This is a genomic window from Pandoraea oxalativorans (assembly GCF_000972785.3).
GTDB lineage: Bacteria > Pseudomonadota > Gammaproteobacteria > Burkholderiales > Burkholderiaceae > Pandoraea > Pandoraea oxalativorans.
Genome location: NZ_CP011253.3, coordinates 1847838 through 1864643, shown reverse-complemented (window position 1 = coordinate 1864643; position 16806 = coordinate 1847838). Strand labels below are relative to the sequence as shown.

The 16806-nt window shown below is 63.0% G+C and carries 14 protein-coding genes; 4 read left to right on the top strand and 10 right to left on the bottom strand.

The genetic code is table 11. The features are described 5' to 3' along the window. Positions 1 to 278 precede the first annotated feature (278 nt). On the bottom strand, positions 279 to 794 hold the full coding sequence (locus tag MB84_RS08415; RefSeq protein WP_046291455.1) for a membrane protein: 516 nt from the start codon (positions 792 to 794) through the stop codon (positions 279 to 281). A gap of 175 nt (positions 795 to 969) precedes the next feature. Between MB84_RS08415 and MB84_RS08410 the strand changes: the two genes are divergently transcribed. From MB84_RS08410 to MB84_RS08400, 3 genes are all read left to right on the top strand, one after another. Next, the gene (locus MB84_RS08410; RefSeq protein ID WP_046291454.1) at positions 970 to 1170 is read left to right on the top strand and encodes a hypothetical protein; all 201 of its coding nucleotides are present in this window, start codon (positions 970 to 972) and stop codon (positions 1168 to 1170) included. A 150-nt stretch (positions 1171 to 1320) separates the two neighbouring features. Then, positions 1321 to 3039: a glutamine--tRNA ligase/YqeY domain fusion protein gene (locus MB84_RS08405; RefSeq protein WP_046291453.1), complete on the top strand. Its 1719-nt coding sequence runs from the start codon at positions 1321 to 1323 to the stop codon at positions 3037 to 3039. A 316-nt stretch (positions 3040 to 3355) separates the two neighbouring features. Continuing rightward, positions 3356 to 4258, top strand: a complete 903-nt coding sequence (locus tag MB84_RS08400; RefSeq protein WP_169834993.1) for an urea transporter — start codon at positions 3356 to 3358, stop codon at positions 4256 to 4258. 307 nt (positions 4259 to 4565) lie between these two features. Here the strand turns inward: MB84_RS08400 and MB84_RS08395 are convergent, their stop codons facing one another. Further along, entirely contained in the window at positions 4566 to 6062 is a 1497-nt protein-coding gene (locus tag MB84_RS08395; RefSeq protein WP_046291451.1) for a cryptochrome/photolyase family protein, read from the bottom strand. Between the two features lie 91 nt (positions 6063 to 6153). On the opposite strand from MB84_RS08395, the gene MB84_RS08390 reads away from it, so the two are divergent. Continuing rightward, entirely contained in the window at positions 6154 to 6618 is a 465-nt protein-coding gene (locus tag MB84_RS08390) for a hypothetical protein (RefSeq protein ID WP_046291450.1), read from the top strand. Between the two features lie 292 nt (positions 6619 to 6910). Here the strand turns inward: MB84_RS08390 and MB84_RS08385 are convergent, their stop codons facing one another. From MB84_RS08385 to MB84_RS08350, 8 genes are all read right to left on the bottom strand, one after another. Then, on the bottom strand, positions 6911 to 7420 hold the full coding sequence (locus MB84_RS08385; RefSeq protein ID WP_046291449.1) for an MgtC/SapB family protein: 510 nt from the start codon (positions 7418 to 7420) through the stop codon (positions 6911 to 6913). 25 nt (positions 7421 to 7445) lie between these two features. Beyond that, positions 7446 to 8612, bottom strand: coding sequence for a DNA polymerase IV (gene dinB / locus MB84_RS08380; protein ID WP_046291448.1), 1167 nt, complete (start codon positions 8610 to 8612; stop codon positions 7446 to 7448). A gap of 136 nt (positions 8613 to 8748) precedes the next feature. Further along, the gene (locus tag MB84_RS08375; protein WP_052653064.1) at positions 8749 to 9480 is read right to left on the bottom strand and encodes a hypothetical protein; all 732 of its coding nucleotides are present in this window, start codon (positions 9478 to 9480) and stop codon (positions 8749 to 8751) included. 196 nt (positions 9481 to 9676) lie between these two features. Next, positions 9677 to 10795, bottom strand: coding sequence for a CaiB/BaiF CoA transferase family protein (locus MB84_RS08370; protein WP_046291447.1), 1119 nt, complete (start codon positions 10793 to 10795; stop codon positions 9677 to 9679). 103 nt (positions 10796 to 10898) lie between these two features. Further along, entirely contained in the window at positions 10899 to 12191 is a 1293-nt protein-coding gene (locus MB84_RS08365; RefSeq protein WP_084009670.1) for a CaiB/BaiF CoA transferase family protein, read from the bottom strand. Between the two features lie 3 nt (positions 12192 to 12194). Next, entirely contained in the window at positions 12195 to 14240 is a 2046-nt protein-coding gene (locus MB84_RS08360; RefSeq protein ID WP_065225764.1) for an aconitase family protein, read from the bottom strand. 128 nt (positions 14241 to 14368) lie between these two features. Beyond that, positions 14369 to 15445 (bottom strand): ABC transporter substrate-binding protein, encoded by a 1077-nt coding sequence (locus tag MB84_RS08355; RefSeq protein WP_084009669.1) that lies wholly within the window; start codon positions 15443 to 15445, stop codon positions 14369 to 14371. Positions 15446 to 15668: 223 nt separating this feature from the next. Then, positions 15669 to 16643 (bottom strand): LysR family transcriptional regulator, encoded by a 975-nt coding sequence (locus MB84_RS08350; RefSeq protein WP_245725517.1) that lies wholly within the window; start codon positions 16641 to 16643, stop codon positions 15669 to 15671. Positions 16644 to 16806: the final 163 nt, after the last annotated feature.

Here is a 16806-nt window from a genome sequence, read left to right as displayed (position 1 = left end):
CGACACATCTGTAGTGATTTTCGTGCCACACGTGGGCTGAGGGTACCGGGCGGGTGAAACACCTGCCGGGCGCTTCATGCCACGGAAGACTGCCTTCAGCACATCCGAAGATGACGGACGCATGGATGCAGTTAAGGCATCATAACAGAAAAATCTGTTATTTGCACCAAAGTGCGTTCACCCGACATATCGACCGGCCGACGGCTCGACGCGCGGGCTTCCACCGGCCAGGTCACTGCCCCGTCCCGCAAGAGTTTGCGGGACATTTCATGAGGCTTTCAGGCGGTCTCCGCCCGCTCCTCCATCTGACGCAGCACCCAGTACATGTAGCCCGCGAAAGCACCGAAGATGATGTGTCCCGCCAGCATCGTCCAGCCACGCGACTCGGTGAACCACGGGAACATCTGCGTCATGACGTAGAAATTGACGACGTACACGATCAGCCCGAAGACGCCACCGGCAACCGACACCGTAACGACATCCGAGTCCAGTCGGAACGGCGCGATGATGGCCCCGAGAACCACGCCGAGCACGACACCGATGGCCGCATGCACCATCAGCGCCATCGCCACGATCGACACATCGAACGTCGCGGGCTGCGACAGGATGCCGGGGCCAAGTACGATGGCGGCCACCATGCGGGGCGGCACCCACGGGCTCTGCCCCGAGACGAGCAGCACCATGAGCATTTCGACGGCAGAAAAGAAAGCGCAGGCGACGAAGCCGGCGACGGCGGCGGCCGCCCAGTCCGGCGAGCGGTGCGTATAGCGATGCGAGCTGAGATGCAGTTCCATGACTTCCTCCCTTGAGGGGGACCAAAGCACGACTGGCCCCACCGGTGCGACCGGCAGTGTTTTCAGGATAGGACACAATCCGGGAACCGTTGGGAAGCCGGGCAAAGCCCTCCGCCCGTCTGCCTATACTTGCCGGTACGCCCTGCAATGGGTGGGGCGCTTCGGGAGACATCTCATGGCTAACTCGTCAGGTTTGCTTGCTCTGCTCGCCAGCATCGTGCTCATCGGCTTTCCCGTATGGCGGATTCTCACCCGGCTCGGCTTCTCCCCCTGGTTCACAGTGCTGGCGTTCATTCCGGTCGTCAACGTCGTCTCTCTGTGGCTTCTGTCTTACGCCAGTTGGCCGATCCAGCGCACCTCGGTGCAGACAACCTGATCGGGGCCCCGGGCGGTCCCGGATCCATCGACTGTGAACCACGACGTCCGGCATCACGGGGTGATGTTGCGTCGACGCCCGATCAGACGCTCGCCCGTGGTGCAATGCGGTACGGTAGAATATTCGCCAAACTCCGAACACTGGACAGGCATGAGCACAGAGCTGAACGCGGCATCCAATTTCATCCGCAACATCATCGACGAAGACAATCGCTCGGGCAAATGGGGCCAGCGCGTGGAAACGCGCTTCCCGCCGGAGCCCAACGGCTATCTGCACATCGGTCACGCCAAGGCTATCTGCGTGAACTTCGGCATGGCGCGTGATTACGGTGGCGTGTGCCATCTGCGCTTTGACGACACCAATCCCGAGAAGGAAGAGACCGAATACGTCGACTCGATCATCGATATGGTCAAGTGGCTCGGTTTCAACTACGAGACGCCGCAGAAGGAACATCTGTATTTCGCCAGCGACTACTTCGAGCAGCTTTATCAGGCGGCCGAGATCCTGATCCAGCGTGGCAGCGCTTACGTCGACAGCCAAAGCGCCGACGACATGCGCGCCAACCGCGGCACGCTCGTGGAGCCGGGTAAGGATTCGCCGTTCCGCAATCGCACCGTCGAGGAAAACCTGGACCTGTTCCGTCGCATGCGCGCGGGCGAATTCGCCGACGGCACGCACGTGCTGCGCGCGAAGATCGACATGGCGTCGCCGAACATCAACCTGCGCGATCCGGCCATCTACCGGATCCGCCACGCGCATCACCACCGCACGGGCGACGCGTGGTGCATCTACCCGATGTACACGTTCGCCCACCCGCTCGAAGACGCCATCGAGAACATCACGCACAGTCTCTGTACGCTGGAGTTCGAAGATCAGCGTCCGTTCTATGACTGGGTGCTCGGTGAGCTGGCCGATGCAGGCATGTTCTCGCGTCCGACGCCGCAGCAGATCGAATTCGCCCGCCTGCAACTGACGTACGCCATCACGAGCAAGCGCAAGCTGCGTCAACTGGTCGACGAAAAATACGTCGACGGCTGGGACGATCCGCGTATGCCGACGCTTGTCGGCCTGCGCCGCCGCGGCTTCACGCCCGAGAGCCTGCAATTGTTCTGCGATCGCATCGGCGTGGCCAAATCGGCGTCGTGGATCGATATGAGCATCCTCGAGCAAGCCCTGCGCGACGACCTCGATCCGAAGGCCCCGCGCGCCACGGCCGTGCTCGATCCGCTCAAGCTCGTCATCGACAACTATCCGGAAGGCAAGCAGGAAGACTGCCACGCCCCGGTGCACCCGCACTTTCCGGAGCGCGGCATGCGCACGTTCCCCATCTCGCGCGAGCTGTGGATCGAGCGTGAGGACTTCCAGGCAGAGCCGGTCAAGGGCTTCTTCCGTCTGTTCCCGGGCAACAAGGTGCGCCTGCGCTACGGTTACGTCGTGGAATGCACGGGCTTCGATACGGATGCCGACGGCAACGTCACGGCCGTGCATTGCAACTACTTCGAAGACAGCCGTTCGGGTACGCCGGGCGCAGACACCTACAAGGTCAAGGGCAACATCCACTGGGTCAGCGCGTCGCACGCGCTGGCGGCGGAAGTGCGCATCTACGACCGTCTGTTCCTCGATCCGAATCCGGATGCCGGGGAAAAGAACTTCCTCGACGCCCTCAACCCGAACGCCAAGCGCGTGACGCAAGCCTACGTCGAACCCGGCATGCTGAACTTTGCACCGGACGATCGCGTGCAGTTCGAGCGTCACGGTTATTTCGTGGCCGACCGTCACGATTCGGCCCCGGGCAAGCCGGTCTTCAACCGTATCGTCTCGCTCAAGGACAGCTGGGCCGTCAAGCCAGCCAAGGGCGGCGGCAAGTAAGTCAGCCCTGCCCCGTCGTCCGCAAAAGCCCGCGCCGCCAAGCGCGGGCTTTTTGCATTTCGGCGGGCAACGGTCAAAACGCCCCTCGGCCCCAGCCCCTTGAAATCTGCAATACCGACTATAAGGCGTTGACGCACCTGAATATCGGGGTTCGGCGTAACCTCGCGCCCTAGGCTCAGCGCTGCGCTATGTCCGCTTGTCCGCTATGACGCGACGCACAGTGGTCGATTACGCGCTCGTCATCCGACTCGCCCGATCCATCGTCACCCTCATGTCCCTGTCTCATCCACCATCCGTTCCGGCATCGCCTTCTTCGATGACTACGCCCTCGCCGACTGCTCAACCGCATGGGTTGATGGGCGAACTGCGTGGAACGATGGCCAACTTCGCCCAAATCTATTTCATCCCGTCGGCCGGTATCGGTGCTCTGCTGCTGGCCCTGCTGACCCTCTCGGATCCGGCTGCCGCCGTGACCGGACTGGCCGCGAGCGTCACGGCATCCGGCGTCGCCGTCGCGATGCGCTTGCCGCACGCGCAACGTCACACGGGGTTGTTTGGCTACAACGGCGCGCTGACAGGGGTCGCCTTTGGCGCCCTGTGGCAGCCGGACGCGATATTTGCCGCGTGGCTGGCCCTTTGCGTCGCCCTGACCGTCGTGGCAACGGCCGCCCTCGTCCGACGCGAACTTCCGGCACTGACGGGGCCGTTCGTGGCCGTCATGGCCCTTTCCTGGGCCATGTTGCCGTGGCTCGAACTCTCGCCACGGACACGTTCGCTCGCTTGCGACATGGGCTCGCCGAGCTTCGTGTTCTGCTCCGTGGGACAGGTCGTCTTCGTTGCGCCGCTGGTGCTGGGTTTGCTGACCTGGTACGTGCTGGCGCTCTGGAATGCCCGCGCGACCGTGTGGGCGCTGGCTACCGGGGTGACCGTCTGGGTGCTTTTGGTCACGCTGGCTTCGCGCTGGCCGTCAATGGCAGCTCAGGCGAGCGGTGTCGGCATCAACGCTTTCCTCGCCGCGCTGGGTCTTGGCGTTTTCGGACGCCGCCTCACAATGCGACTCACCGGTGCCGCGCTCGCGGCCGTGATTTGCGTGATTCTGGGCAGTTGGCTCACGCCACGCGGATGGCCGTACTTCACGTTGCCGTTCAATCTGGCCGTGTGGATCGTTCTGGGTGTGACGGCCAGGGATCGGCCGGGTCGACGCGCAGGCGGCGCATAAAAAAATACCCGGAACGCTGACGTTCCGGGCACTCGCTCAACGCGAACCCCGTGGTTCGAAGCTACCGTCTGTGCGGCGAAGGATTTTCTCCAAGCTTCCCCGTGTGGTTTTGGCCTGCCCTTGCTCGTTTCAGAGCATTGTGAGCACATCGCTATTGTTTTACTGCTTCCTCCCTGACGCCCACTAACGCCCCCCGACGTTGCGAACCGATACCGAAGCCCAGGCCTCTTGCGTGCCATAACCGTATAAACGGCCGATAACGGAAAAAGTTGACCGGGGTATACACGTATCGGGGTAAACCGGGGACTTAATCCTCATCGTCACTATTCGCCGGCCGGGAAGAGACCGCTGGCGTCTTGACGACCGCATATCGCGCCAGCGTCTCCTTGCGGGCGAGGTCGTGGGCCACCACCGGTTGGGGGTAATCGCGTCCGAGCGTCACCTTCGCGTCGGCCAGCGTCTGCGCATCGGCGCGCCAGGGTGCATGGATGGCCTTGTCGGACAGATGCGCCAGTTCGGGCACGTACTTCCGGATGAAGCGCCCCTGCGGGTCGAACTTTTCGGACTGGGTAATCGGATTGAAGATGCGGAAGTACGGTTGGGCGTCGCACCCGGTGGAAGCGGCCCATTGCCATCCGCCATTGTTCGCGGACAAATCGAAATCGTTCAACTGACGCGCGAAATACGCCTCGCCACGGCGCCAGTCGATGCCGAGATCCTTGACCAGAAAGCTGGCCGTCACCATGCGCAGCCGGTTGTGCATATAGCCGGTCTGGTTGATCTGACGCATGGCCGCGTCGACCAGCGGATAGCCCGTACGGCCCTCGCACCACGCCTCGAAGTCGGCATCCGCCGCGTCCCCCGTGGCCCACTCGATGGCGTCGTATGCGGGTTTGAACGCGTGGCCGACGACTTCCGGGTGATGATGCAGGATCATGAAATAAAACTCGCGCCAGATCAGCTCGCTCAGCCATGTTTTCGCGCCATTGCCTGCGTCCCCACCCTTGAGCATCGCGGCGTGTGCCTCCCGCACTAAGGTCCGGATCGACACCGTACCGAAGCGCAGATGCACGGACAGATAGCTCGGACCGCGCAGCCCGGGGTAATCGCGCCGTTCGTGATAGTGCGTCATGCGCGGCAGGAAATCGTCCAGCAACTGCTTGGCGCCGGACTCGCCCGCAGCAAGGGCCATCCGGCGCGCGTCGGGCACTTCAAAGCCCAGCGATGCCATCGACGGCACCTCTCCAGCCCCATGCGACGGCTTCGCAAGCCTGAGCCAATCCGCCTTCCGGCCGTGCGGTGCCAGGTCGACCGGGCGCAACTGCTTCAACCAGGCGCGCGAGTACGGTGTGAAGACACTGTACGGCTCACCCTGCGCCGTCAGAATCTCGCTCGTGTCGAAAATCACCTGGTCCTTAACCGTCTCGAAGGCAATGTCCAGCGCCTCCAGCGAGCGTGCGACCGAACGGTCCCGTTTGACAGCGTCCGGCTCGTAATCCCGCCCGGTGAAGACGACCTGCACGCCGAGCGACTTCGCCAGCGCGGGAATCTCCTCGGTCGGGTCGCCATGCCGGACGATCAGCCCGCCCCCCAAGCCCGCCAACGTCTGCGCCAATTCGCTCACGCTGTCGTGAATGAACGCGACGCGTCGGTCGTCTCGCGGTAATCCGCCGAGAATCGTCGTATCGAAGACGAACACCACGGACACTTCACCGCATGTCGCAAGCGCCTGTGCCAGCGTAGCGTTATCGTTACAGCGCAGATCGCGCCGCAGCCATACCAGCCCTTTTTGAAATTCGCTCATGTCTGAGTAGCGCCACAACGACGCGCCGGATCCGTCAAATCCCTTACCATAGCGAGATCGCGGACTTTACGCCATCGGCCTCGATTACCTCATGACTCGGAAGTTTCCGATTTTGGCTTTTCCCCGCCGCGCCGCCCCGGTGCTGTGTTCCCTTGCCGTCGTCGCGATGCTCACGGCTTGTGCCGCCCCCTCGAGCCCTCACGCGAACGCGAACACCTCGTCGGCACAACGCCCCGCGGCTATCGATTCGGCCACGTTGCGCGAGCGTCATCTGGCCGCCGCGGACGCGGCTGCGGATCAGTACCGCACCTGTCTGTATGGCCACGTCGCACGCTACGTGAATCTGGTCCCCGACCCGATTCGCCTGGCCGACGAAGCCGCCACCGAATGCGCCCCGATTACCCAGCGATTCCATCGCGAACGTCAGGCGGCCATCGTGACGTACACCTCCCCGACAGATGCCGCACAGCAAGCCGACGCGGCCACGCTCTCCCTGCAAGCCGACGGTTTGCGGGTGGCCCGTGCCCGGGCGACAGAGTTGCGCGCGCTTCAATGACGCAACGCACGCGGCTTCATGCTTCAAACGCTCGGAAGAAAATTAGTCGCAAGAGCGGGCGTCGATTACGTAGTCACCCGAACGTGCTTTCCCTAATCGGGCAAGCCCCGATTGGCGAAAGATGGTCCGGCGACCAAAATGAAATCGCCCTCTTACGTCCTTTTGGGGGTACTGCGACAACGTCATTTGCCCGCTTCGGCGGGCATTTTTCTTCGGTATCCGCAGGAATTTGCCCATGACGTCGAGGGCGAGGAGGCCGCGATGTGTGTCTTCAGCATCAACTGCGTAGATGTCACTTGCCGTCGTGCCCATGCCGCGCCGACGCGTCCTCGTCAGGCGAACCCGTCGTGGGGTCGTCGTGCCCCAGCCAACGGTGCGCGAGCGATTCGATACGCCCGCCGAGTGCCAGCACGATAAGTAACAACACCATTGCGGCGAGTGCGATATGCCAGCGGCCGAGCCCGCAGATGATGCCGATGCCCGTGGTACTCCACAGCGCTGCCGCCGTGGTGAAGCCGTGCACGGAAGCGCCGTGATTCGGCCGGATGATGCAGCCGGCACCAAGGAACCCGATCCCCGCCACAATGCCCTGTACGACCCGGCTCACGGAGGAGCTGTCATAAGGCAGTGCCGTGCCTGGAAACGGCACGACCGCGAGCACGAATAACGCTGACCCGAACGACACAATGGCGAGCGTTCGCAAACCGACCGACTTGTGGTGCAAATTGCGATTGAGCCCGACCAGTCCGCCAAGAATCAATGCCGCTGTGAGCCGCAATGTGACCTCGATGATCTCCGCCATCCCTCACCTCGCTCGTCTACGCGATCTAAGTTTCCGATGGTGCATTATCACCTGATGCGGGCGATGTGCGGGACGCTCCGTCATCCCAGTCGTCAAACAGGCGCAACTGACGTGTCGCCTGCGCTTCGAGCAAACGCACCCCGACCCCCATCAATCGCACCGCACGCCGCTTGCGCCCCACCGCTTCTGCCAGCAGCTCGCGGCATTGCACCGGATCGACACCCAACGCGCCAGCCTCAGCGGTCGTCCGCGAAAAATCGGCAAATCGAATCTTCACGAAGACCTTCGCGATCGCCAACGGCTCGCTGCGGCGCGCGCGTCCGATTCGCTCGGACAACTGATGAAGCAGTGGTTCCAGCGCCGTTTCGCACTCCGCGAGTGTGCGCAGGTCACGTGTGTAAGTCGTCTCGACGCTGATCGATTTTCGCTCGCGATCCGGGCTGACCTCCCGGGTGTCGATACCGCGACAGCGCTCGAACAGCCGCTGCCCGAACACGCCAAAGCGTTCGGTCAGATCGGCCATCGAGTGGCTGCGCAGATCACCGCAGGAATCGACGCCCAGCGCCCGTAACTTTTCCGCCGTCACCTTGCCCACGCCAAACAGACGCTCGACCGGTAGTATGGCGACGAAAGCATCGACCTCGGCAGGCTTCACGACGAACATGCCGTCAGGCTTACGCCAATCGCTGGCGATTTTGGCGATGAACTTGTTGGGTGCGACGCCAGCCGACACGGTCAACCCGACTTCATCCGCAGTACGCGCACGAATCTCACGCGCAATCAATGTGGCCGAACCCCCGCAGTGTTCACTGTCGGTAACGTCGAGGTACGCCTCGTCGAGCGACAACGGCTCGACCAGATCGGTGTAATCGCGATAGATCGCCATGATCCGCTTCGACGCCTCCTGATACCGATGCATCGACGGCGGGATGATGCGCAAGTCGGGACACAATTTGACGGCCTGCGCGGACGGCATGGCCGAACGCACCCCAAAGGCACGCGCTTCGTAATTGCACGTCGCGACCACACCGCGCTGATCCGGCTGGCCGCCGACGGCCAGTGGTATGCCGCGCAACGACGGGTCGTCCCGCATCTCGACGGAGGCGTAGAAACAATCGGCGTCGCAATGGATGATCTTGCGCTGAGAGGCGGTCACGGTGGCAGGCGAAAACACTGTGCAAATATACAGCATCCGTGCATTTTTCGCGCTTTATCCGTAACACCGCCGCATCCTGGCCTCGGTAGATTCTGCGGCCACCCTGCGCCGCTCGCCTGCACCGACGAAGCTCACCTGCTCGCCATCGCATATCGACTCACGTCAGCGCACATCAACGCACAGGCAAAAACTGGAGGAACTGCGCGCCCAGCAAGTTCTGCACGTAGCCGATCCCTGCCCGTCGATACTTCTCGTCGAGCATCTCGGCCAACAGATCCAGCCGCCCGATGATCTTGCCGAACTCCCGCTCGAAGCTCACGTTGCGCACGTCGGCCATTTCATTGGCCAACAGCAACGGCTTGCCAGCCATGTCCCGGCGACTCCCCAGCAGCCACGCCGCGATCTCCACGTTGCGCGCCGCGTTGTAGATACGCTGCGCATCGAGTCCGTCGCTCAGATAGAACACGGTCGTGCCGCCATGCGCCGTGACGATCGTGTCCGAGAGACTGAAAACGAAGGCCGCCACACGGTCGCCGGTGAATGTCGGATCCAGCGACAACGACAGGGCGCGAACATCGCGCAAGTCTTTCAGATCCGCCAGTGCGCGACGCCCCTCAATCGCGGCACGCAGCTGCGCCATGGCTTCGGTTTGCGTCGCCGCGCCACCCTTGCGCCATTCGCGGGGATTGCGCTTATAGAGCTTGTCGGCCAGAAGATACAAACTCTCAAGATTCGCCCGCATGCCCAGCGTCGCCATGCGATTGATATCCGTTTGCGCGAGATCCGCCGTCGTCATCGACGTCGAGCGGACCTTTCCGCGATCCAGAGGGGCGTCCTGATACGACACGCATCCGGTCAGGGTCGCGGTCGTCGACACGGCACAGAGAATGGCGGTCGCCGCCAAACGTCGTCGCGCGGGTCGGAAAGTCGGCGTCGGTGGATGGGGCAAGTCGAACCGTCGGGTCATGGGCGTGTCGTTCTCGATCAGCAACGACTCTACGCGATGGGCCTGCGGACTTCGCGTCTCCCGACGTCGAAAAATTGTGACATTCGGTAACGCGCCTGCAAGCGTCGAGCCATCCGGCTGGCGACAATCGATCTCATGGCAGCAGCGCGTCGCGCAATTGCGCAAACAGCGGATGCATCATCGCCTCCTCCAGCCGGAGCACCGGCGTCACGCAGCAATCGGCATCGGCGAAACGCGCGACCCAGTCGGCTTGCGTTGCGGCAGCAAACACCACCGCCAACTCTGCACGCAATGCGAGTGCATCGTCTCCCCCAACCTCCTGTCCAAGCGTCCAATGCCGGGCCTTCCAGTCGCTGCGGCCAAGCACATCGCACAGCGATTCCCAGAACTTCAGTTCGAGCGCACCGACCGCCATGTACCGGCCGTCCTTCGTGCGATAGACCTGATAGCAGGGCACACCCCCGTTGAGGAGATCCTTTCCGGCGCGCGAGACGTGCCCCCGACGATGCATCGCCACCGCCGGCACGACGTTCGAGCGGAACACCTCATGCGTCATCGAAATGTCCAGCCATCGCCCGTGCCCGATGCGCTGTGCGGCGACCAGCGCGGCCAGCACTTCCTGAACGGCAGCCTGAGCGCCGCCGTACAGGTCGCCGATCTGAAAGTTGGGGACGATGGGCGCGTCCTGCGCATCGCAAAGCTGATCGAGGACGCCCGCGTACCCGATGTAGTTGATGTCGTGCCCGGCGGCTTGCGCCATCGACCCTTGCTGGCCATAACCGGAAATCGACGCCATCACCAGCGATGGCCGCACACGTGCCAGCGCCTCGTAGCCGAAGCCCAGACGCGCCATCACGCCCGGGCGAAACCCCTCAAGCAGTACATCGGCGTGGGCAACGTGATCGAGGAAGGTCTTCCGATCCGCGTCGCTTTTGAGATCGAGACGTTCGACAGTCTTACCGCGATTGAGCAGTCGCCAGAAGGCGCTGGGGGGCGATTCGTCATCGGCCAGCATCATTTCCCGGGCGTAGTCACCTGCGCCCTTGTCTTCGATCTTGATGACGTGCGCCCCCATTTGCGCAAGACGCAACCCGGCGAGCGGACCTGGCAGCAGACGCGTGAGGTCGAGCACTGTCACGCCCGATAGCGGCTTATCGAGCTGTTGGGACTGCGACGGGACTGGTGACGAAGACGACGAAGCAGACGAAGTAGACGTTTGGCGGGCGTGGGCGGCGTCGAGCGGTTCGGTCATGACGGTGGGGTGGCGTGTTGGCGGTAGACGTTCATACCGTACCGCGCCCTACCCGGTGCCCGCAAGCAGACAACACGCCGACCTCCTTCGGAAAACTCTTATTTCAGCGCGTTCCGCGTTGACCTGGGCTGTCCTTCCAAAAAACGGGACCGGCGGTATCGCCCGCGCCGGATGCATCGTCCGGCGTCGATCCGTCCTCCGGTCCCGCCACCACCCCCTCGCTCAACAGACGCTCGATCTGGTGATCGGGATATCCCAAATCTCTCAGAATTTCGCTTGTGTGCTCACCCGCCACCGGCAACGCACGGCGTGCGGGCAACCGTTGCCCCGCCATCGTGATCGGCAGCAACGGCACTTGCGTTTGCTCACCCGTTTCCGTCGTCAGGTCGCCCAAGCCGCCGCTGGCGAGCAAATGCGGGTCGTCGAACAGCGCGGCAGGCTGCACGATCGGCGCAAAAGGCAATCCGTGACGCTCGAACGCCGCAGCCAGATAGCTGGCGTCGAAACCTTGCATCATTTCACGCAACAACGGGAGCAACCAGTCGCGTGCCCTCACGCGGTCATTGTTCGTGGACAGTCGCGGGTCGTCTGCCAGATCGTGACGGCCGAAGAGGTCGCAGAAAATGCGCCACTGCGTATCGCTGACGACGGCGAGGAAGATCTGCACGCCGTCGCGCGCAGCAAAGACGTCGTAAATACCCCACGCGGACACGCGCGCCGGCATCGGATCGGGTGCCACGCCCGTCACTGCGTACTGTTGCATGTGCTGCGCCGCAAGCAGTACGCAATTCTCGAAGAGCGCGCCCTGCACTTCCTGCCCGCGCCCCGTGGTCTTTCGCTCGTAGAGTGCAGCCAACGCAGCCAGTGCACCGAACACACCGCCCATGATGTCGTTGACCGATGTCCCCGCACGCAACGGTTGGCCCGGCGGTCCCGTCATGTACGCAAGTCCCGCCATCATCTGCACGACCTCGTCCAACGCGGTGCGCGTAGCGTAGGGCCCCGGCAGAAATCCCTTCAGCGAAACATAGATCAGCGCCGGATTCAGCCGTGACAACGTGGCGTAATCCAGTCCGATTTGCCGCATCCGCCCGGGCTTGAAATTCTCCGTCACCACATCCGACGTACTGATGAGTCGAAGTATCAGCTCTCGCCCTTCGGGCCGCGTGACATCCACGACCAGACTCCGCTTGTTGCGATTGAAGGCGCGGAAAAATCCCGCACCGGTCCCCAGCAGATGACGCGTGGCGTCGCCGCCTATCGGCTCCACTTTGATGACATCGGCCCCGAGGTCGCCCAGCACCATGCCGCAGGCCGGCCCCATGACCATGTGTGAGAATTCCACGACACGAATGCCTTGTAACGGCATCGGTGCCGCAGAGGTGACATCCGGCATCGGCTACCCTCCCCTGCCCGCGTGCGACGCCCCGCCGTCCCCACGGCCCGGCGCGGCAAGCGCGGCGGGGTGAGAGACCGGATGAGACGCAAATCCATCGCGTTGTAACTGATCGAAACCCACGATATAGCCCGCCAAAGCGCTCGCAGCCACGGTAGCCGGGCTGCCGAGCCACATCTGCCCGGGGCCCGAACGCCCGGGGAAATTGCGATTCTGTGCGCTGATGACCACCTCGTTCGACGTTTTGGAAACGCCCGGTCCGGCATTGACGCATGCGCCGCAGCCGGGCGAGAGCATCGTCACACCTGCCGCCTTGAAAACGTCCGCATACCCTTGCGCCTCGCACCATGCGCGCACGTCTTCGCTGCCATATTGCAGGTAGAAGCGCACGCCGTCTGCAACGCGATGCCCTTGCGTCAACCCCCAGGCAAGCACGTCATGACAGGCCCGTAAATCGTCTCGCTTGCTGCCGGTGCACGACCCGCCGTAAGCGATATCGATGGCCACCTCCGTCGACAAATCTGCCAGCGCAATACCGTTACCCGGATCGCCGGGACTCGCCACCATCGCGCTAAGCGACGCGCAATCGATCTCGATGACATGGGCGTACGATGCTTGCGGATCACTTTCCATCCACGCATCAAGCGTGAAATCGATGCCACGCCGCTCGCGCAGGTAGCGGACAGTCTCCGCGTCCGGCACCACCAGTCCGGTGAGTCCGCCAATTTCGGCCACCATGTTGGTGAGCGTCGCGCGCTCGTCGGTCGACAGGTGCGCAACGGCTTCACCGGCGAACTCTACGATCTGTCCGATGGCGCGTCCGTCGCGAATGTAAGGCAGATGCAGCAGGTGCAAAGCCAGATCTTTCGCGCCGACGCCCGCAGGCAATCGCGAGCGCAGATGCACGAGGCACGTACCGGGCACGGCGAGTCGTGCGTCCCCGGTAAGCCACGCATTGGCCATTTCGGTCGCCCCGACACCGAAGGCGAACGCACCGATGGCGCCGCAATGCGGTGTGTGCGAATCGGTGCCGACGATTACCTGCCCCGGCAGCGCATAGCGTTCGAGCATCAACGCGTGGCAGATGCCCTCCGAACCACCGGCTGCGGCACGGCCGTGCAGACGCACCCCATGCCGGGCGCAAAACTCGCGCTGGACTGTGCCGAGACGTCGCGCGGCGTCCACGATTTGCGGGGGCCGACTGCCATCGGCGGAAACGGCATCGAGGTGCGTCAGATGATCTTCAAAGCACAGTACCGAAGCGACGTCGCGCAGCGCAGGTATCTCGTCGCCATAGGCGTGGCGCAGGAAACTCACCGCCATCGGCGTCACGTATTCATGAGAGAAGCGCCAGTCTGCAGGCACGAACACCGCGTCCCCCGCCCTTACACGCGGGATCCCCATCGCTCGCGCAATGATCTTTTCTCCGTAAGTCATCGCGCCGGGGGCGTGCGCAGGCTGCGGCGGTACGATAGCTCCGGACAACCTTCGCTGCGTATAGCCGAATAGCCCACCGCTACGCACGATGGCCTCGGCCAGTGGATCGCAATCTTCGAGAAACGCTTCGATGGGGATTGTCTCGCCGTCCTGCAAGCGCTCAGCCAACGTCAGATCGGTCGACATCAGCAGACCGAGGTTCTGACAGTTCTGTGCATAAATGCGCTCGAAGCTCTCGGCGATCACGATGCGGATGCCGGCGCACCGTTCCGCGAACGGGCTGGCTTCACGCGACGACCCCTTGCCACGTCGCAGGCCTGCCACGGACAACGCAAAACCGCCTTCGCGCACCGCCTTCTGCGTGACAGGAAACACGCCTGCTGCATCGCTCGAATCGTCATGGCATCGCAACCCTACGTAGACGTAGTCGCCAAGCGATTCGTCAAACGCCAGACAAGCACGTGCCGGTGTCATTTCGTCGGTGGAAATCTGGTCGCGCAGCGAGCCGGCTTCGGATCGCGTGAGTGTTTCCCCCGCCAATTGACGGGTGATGGCTTCGGCGCTGGCGCTCAACCACAGCACACGGCCGTTCAGTTGCACGGTGGCTTGCATGAGATCGCTCCTCGAATGTTCCCGCATGGGTTCACCCATTTCGATCGCAAGTTACGTGCCGACGCAGCATGCGGCAGCGTGGAAAAAGTGAAGTCATTTCGTCCAAACGCACGTTCGTCGGATAGCGCTCAGGGATATTGGCGATTCGCCTGCGTAGCGAACGTGTTGGTCCAGGTGTCGCCTAACCGGATCTGCGACGGCTTGACCTCCGGCGTGAACGACGCCAGCGCTTTCAATGCGGTCGCCGGACCATCGGCGAGCATCATGCCGTCCTGGGAAAAGGCTTCACGACAATTCGCGAACGCCTTCAGATAAAGCGTCTTGTCACCGAGGAGATAGGGTTCCGGCACCGTCTTGAGCAATTCTTTCGCCGATGCATGTTGCAGCCATTTGTCCGCACGTACGATCGCGTTGGCCAATGCCTGCACCGTACGCGGGTTCTTCTGGATGAAGCTCTGCGGCGCGTACATCACCGCCGCGGGCATCGGACCGCCGAACATTGCGCGGGTGCCCGCTTGCGTACGCGTGTCGATGAGTACCTTCACGTCGCCCGACTCCTGCAACAACGTCATCATCGGATCTACGTTGGAAACGGCATCGACCTGCCCGTTGCGGGCCGCCGCGACCACCGTCGCATTGCTGCCCACTCCCACTATCGAGACGTCGGTGGGTTTGAGACCCGCTTTGGTCAGGGCGACACTCACCAACATATGCGTACTCGATCCTGGTGCGCTGACGCCAACCCGCATTCCTTTCAGATCCTTCACGGACTTCACTTCGCCCGCCTTGGACTTGACGACGCCAAGGACCAGTTGCGGCGCAGCCCCCAGCACAACGAACGCCTGGTAAGTCAGTCCCTTGGTCTGCATGAGCAGTGTGTGTTCGAACGCCCCCGTGCCGACATCGGCGCTACCGCCAACGACCGCCTGTAGCGCTTTGGCCCCCCCGGCGAAGTCGTCGATCGTGACGTCGAGGCCTTCGTCCTTGAAGTAGCCCAGTTGTTCGGCAATCGTCAGGGGCAAGTAGTAGAGGCCGGGCTTTCCGCCCACGGCGATGGTGATCTTCGGTTTTTCGAGGGGTTGCGCCGGTGCAGCGGAGGCTCCCCCGCTCAGGCTGAGTGCTATGAGGGCCAACGCCATCAGCGTGAGAACGAGAATCAGACGTCCCACGGCTTCGCGCACACGGCGCGCTTCGGCATGTGTCATCGCGTGTCTCCTCCCGCACAATGCGAGATACGGCGCGCCCCGGCTCGTCGGCCGGAATCGCTATCGGCTCCCAGAGCATCCGTCGGCCCAGAGGCGACGGCAAGAGGTGTTTCGGCATGCCAGACATCGCGGTTCACGATGTTTGCCGCGTCGACATCCCTTTTTGGCACGGTCTGGCGAGGGCTTGCCTCCACCGTCGGGCACGTCGTCGTCGCGCGGCTGTTCAGGCGTTCTCCGCCCCGTCCGCGCGTCCGCAATCGTCCGTTCCCTGCGTTCCCCCCGATGTTCCCGTTACGTTACGTGCGCACAGGTGGTCGACCAGCATGCGCGACGCAACGGGCAGCGCATCGTACCGGCGGACGCAGACAACCAGCCGCCGCTCGGCCCAGGGATCTGTCAGCGGTACGATACGCAACGCTTCTCCGTCCGGCACCTGCGAATAGATGCCAACCGCCTCGCGCGGCGCGATCGCCAGGCCAAGTTGGGCCCTCACCATACGACACACCGCTTCGAACGTTGAAACATGGATTCGGAACTTGACCGTCTTGCCCTGTTCGGCGGCAAGGCGTCTGAAGACGGTGTACATCGCGCTATCCGGATGCACGCCGATCTGATCGAAGTCGAGGGTTTCGATGAACGCGAGCTGCTCGGCGCAGGCGAGCGGATGATCCCGGTGCAGTACCGTGACGATCTGATCGTGGCGATACGGGAAGACCTCGACCTCGCGCGTGTCGACCGCGTCCCAGCAGATACCGATGTCGGTCGCCCCGTCCGCCACACCGCGCACCACTTGCGCGCTTGTATGTTCTTCGAGATCGACCTTCACGCCTTCGTGGCGACGCAGAAATGCGCCCAGTTCGTCGGGTAATGTTTCGACAATCGAGGAAACGTTGGCGAAGATGCGGATGTGGCCGCGTACGCCACTTGTGTACTCGGACAGGTCCCCCTGCATCTTCTCCAGACTGCGCAGTACGTTGCGTGCGTGATGCAGCAGCGCCTCGCCCGCCGGCGTCGCCCGCACCCCCCACTTGTGGCGTTGGAGGAGCGCCGATCCGACCAGCGACTCGAGATCGTTGATCCGTTTGCTGACGGCCGAGGGCGCGATGAACTCACGCTCGGCCGCCCGGGCAATGCTGCTCTCTTCACAAACAGCGACAAACAGCCGCAATGAGACAAGATCGATCCGCCATAGCGCCATGCCGGTCTCCCGAAGGCACTGCATTGCCAGCGATTCTGCGGCGCGGGTGACAAAAACGCCACTCGGAGCCGCCCCTGACGACACCGGAAAACAACAACTTGTCCGGCGCCCAACGTCCATCAATCTACGTCTGCCTACGCCAACCTATGCCGTCGGCGCTATC

What these genes read in the sequence shown, in the direction of transcription:
- MB84_RS08415 (WP_046291455.1), bottom strand. Translation starts at nt 794, where the DNA reads ATGGAACTGCATCTCAGCTCGCATCGCTATACGCACCGCTCGCCGGAC.
- MB84_RS08410 (WP_046291454.1), top strand. Translation starts at nt 970, where the DNA reads ATGGCTAACTCGTCAGGTTTGCTTGCTCTGCTCGCCAGCATCGTGCTC.
- MB84_RS08405 (WP_046291453.1), top strand. Translation starts at nt 1,321, where the DNA reads ATGAGCACAGAGCTGAACGCGGCATCCAATTTCATCCGCAACATCATC.
- MB84_RS08400 (WP_169834993.1), top strand. Translation starts at nt 3,356, where the DNA reads ATGACTACGCCCTCGCCGACTGCTCAACCGCATGGGTTGATGGGCGAA.
- MB84_RS08395 (WP_046291451.1), bottom strand. Translation starts at nt 6,062, where the DNA reads ATGAGCGAATTTCAAAAAGGGCTGGTATGGCTGCGGCGCGATCTGCGC.
- MB84_RS08390 (WP_046291450.1), top strand. Translation starts at nt 6,154, where the DNA reads ATGACTCGGAAGTTTCCGATTTTGGCTTTTCCCCGCCGCGCCGCCCCG.
- MB84_RS08385 (WP_046291449.1), bottom strand. Translation starts at nt 7,420, where the DNA reads ATGGCGGAGATCATCGAGGTCACATTGCGGCTCACAGCGGCATTGATT.
- dinB (WP_046291448.1), bottom strand. Translation starts at nt 8,612, where the DNA reads ATGCTGTATATTTGCACAGTGTTTTCGCCTGCCACCGTGACCGCCTCT.
- MB84_RS08370 (WP_046291447.1), bottom strand. Translation starts at nt 10,795, where the DNA reads ATGACCGAACCGCTCGACGCCGCCCACGCCCGCCAAACGTCTACTTCG.
- MB84_RS08365 (WP_084009670.1), bottom strand. Translation starts at nt 12,191, where the DNA reads ATGCCGGATGTCACCTCTGCGGCACCGATGCCGTTACAAGGCATTCGT.
- MB84_RS08360 (WP_065225764.1), bottom strand. Translation starts at nt 14,240, where the DNA reads ATGCAAGCCACCGTGCAACTGAACGGCCGTGTGCTGTGGTTGAGCGCC.
- MB84_RS08355 (WP_084009669.1), bottom strand. Translation starts at nt 15,445, where the DNA reads ATGACACATGCCGAAGCGCGCCGTGTGCGCGAAGCCGTGGGACGTCTG.
- MB84_RS08350 (WP_245725517.1), bottom strand. Translation starts at nt 16,643, where the DNA reads ATGGCGCTATGGCGGATCGATCTTGTCTCATTGCGGCTGTTTGTCGCT.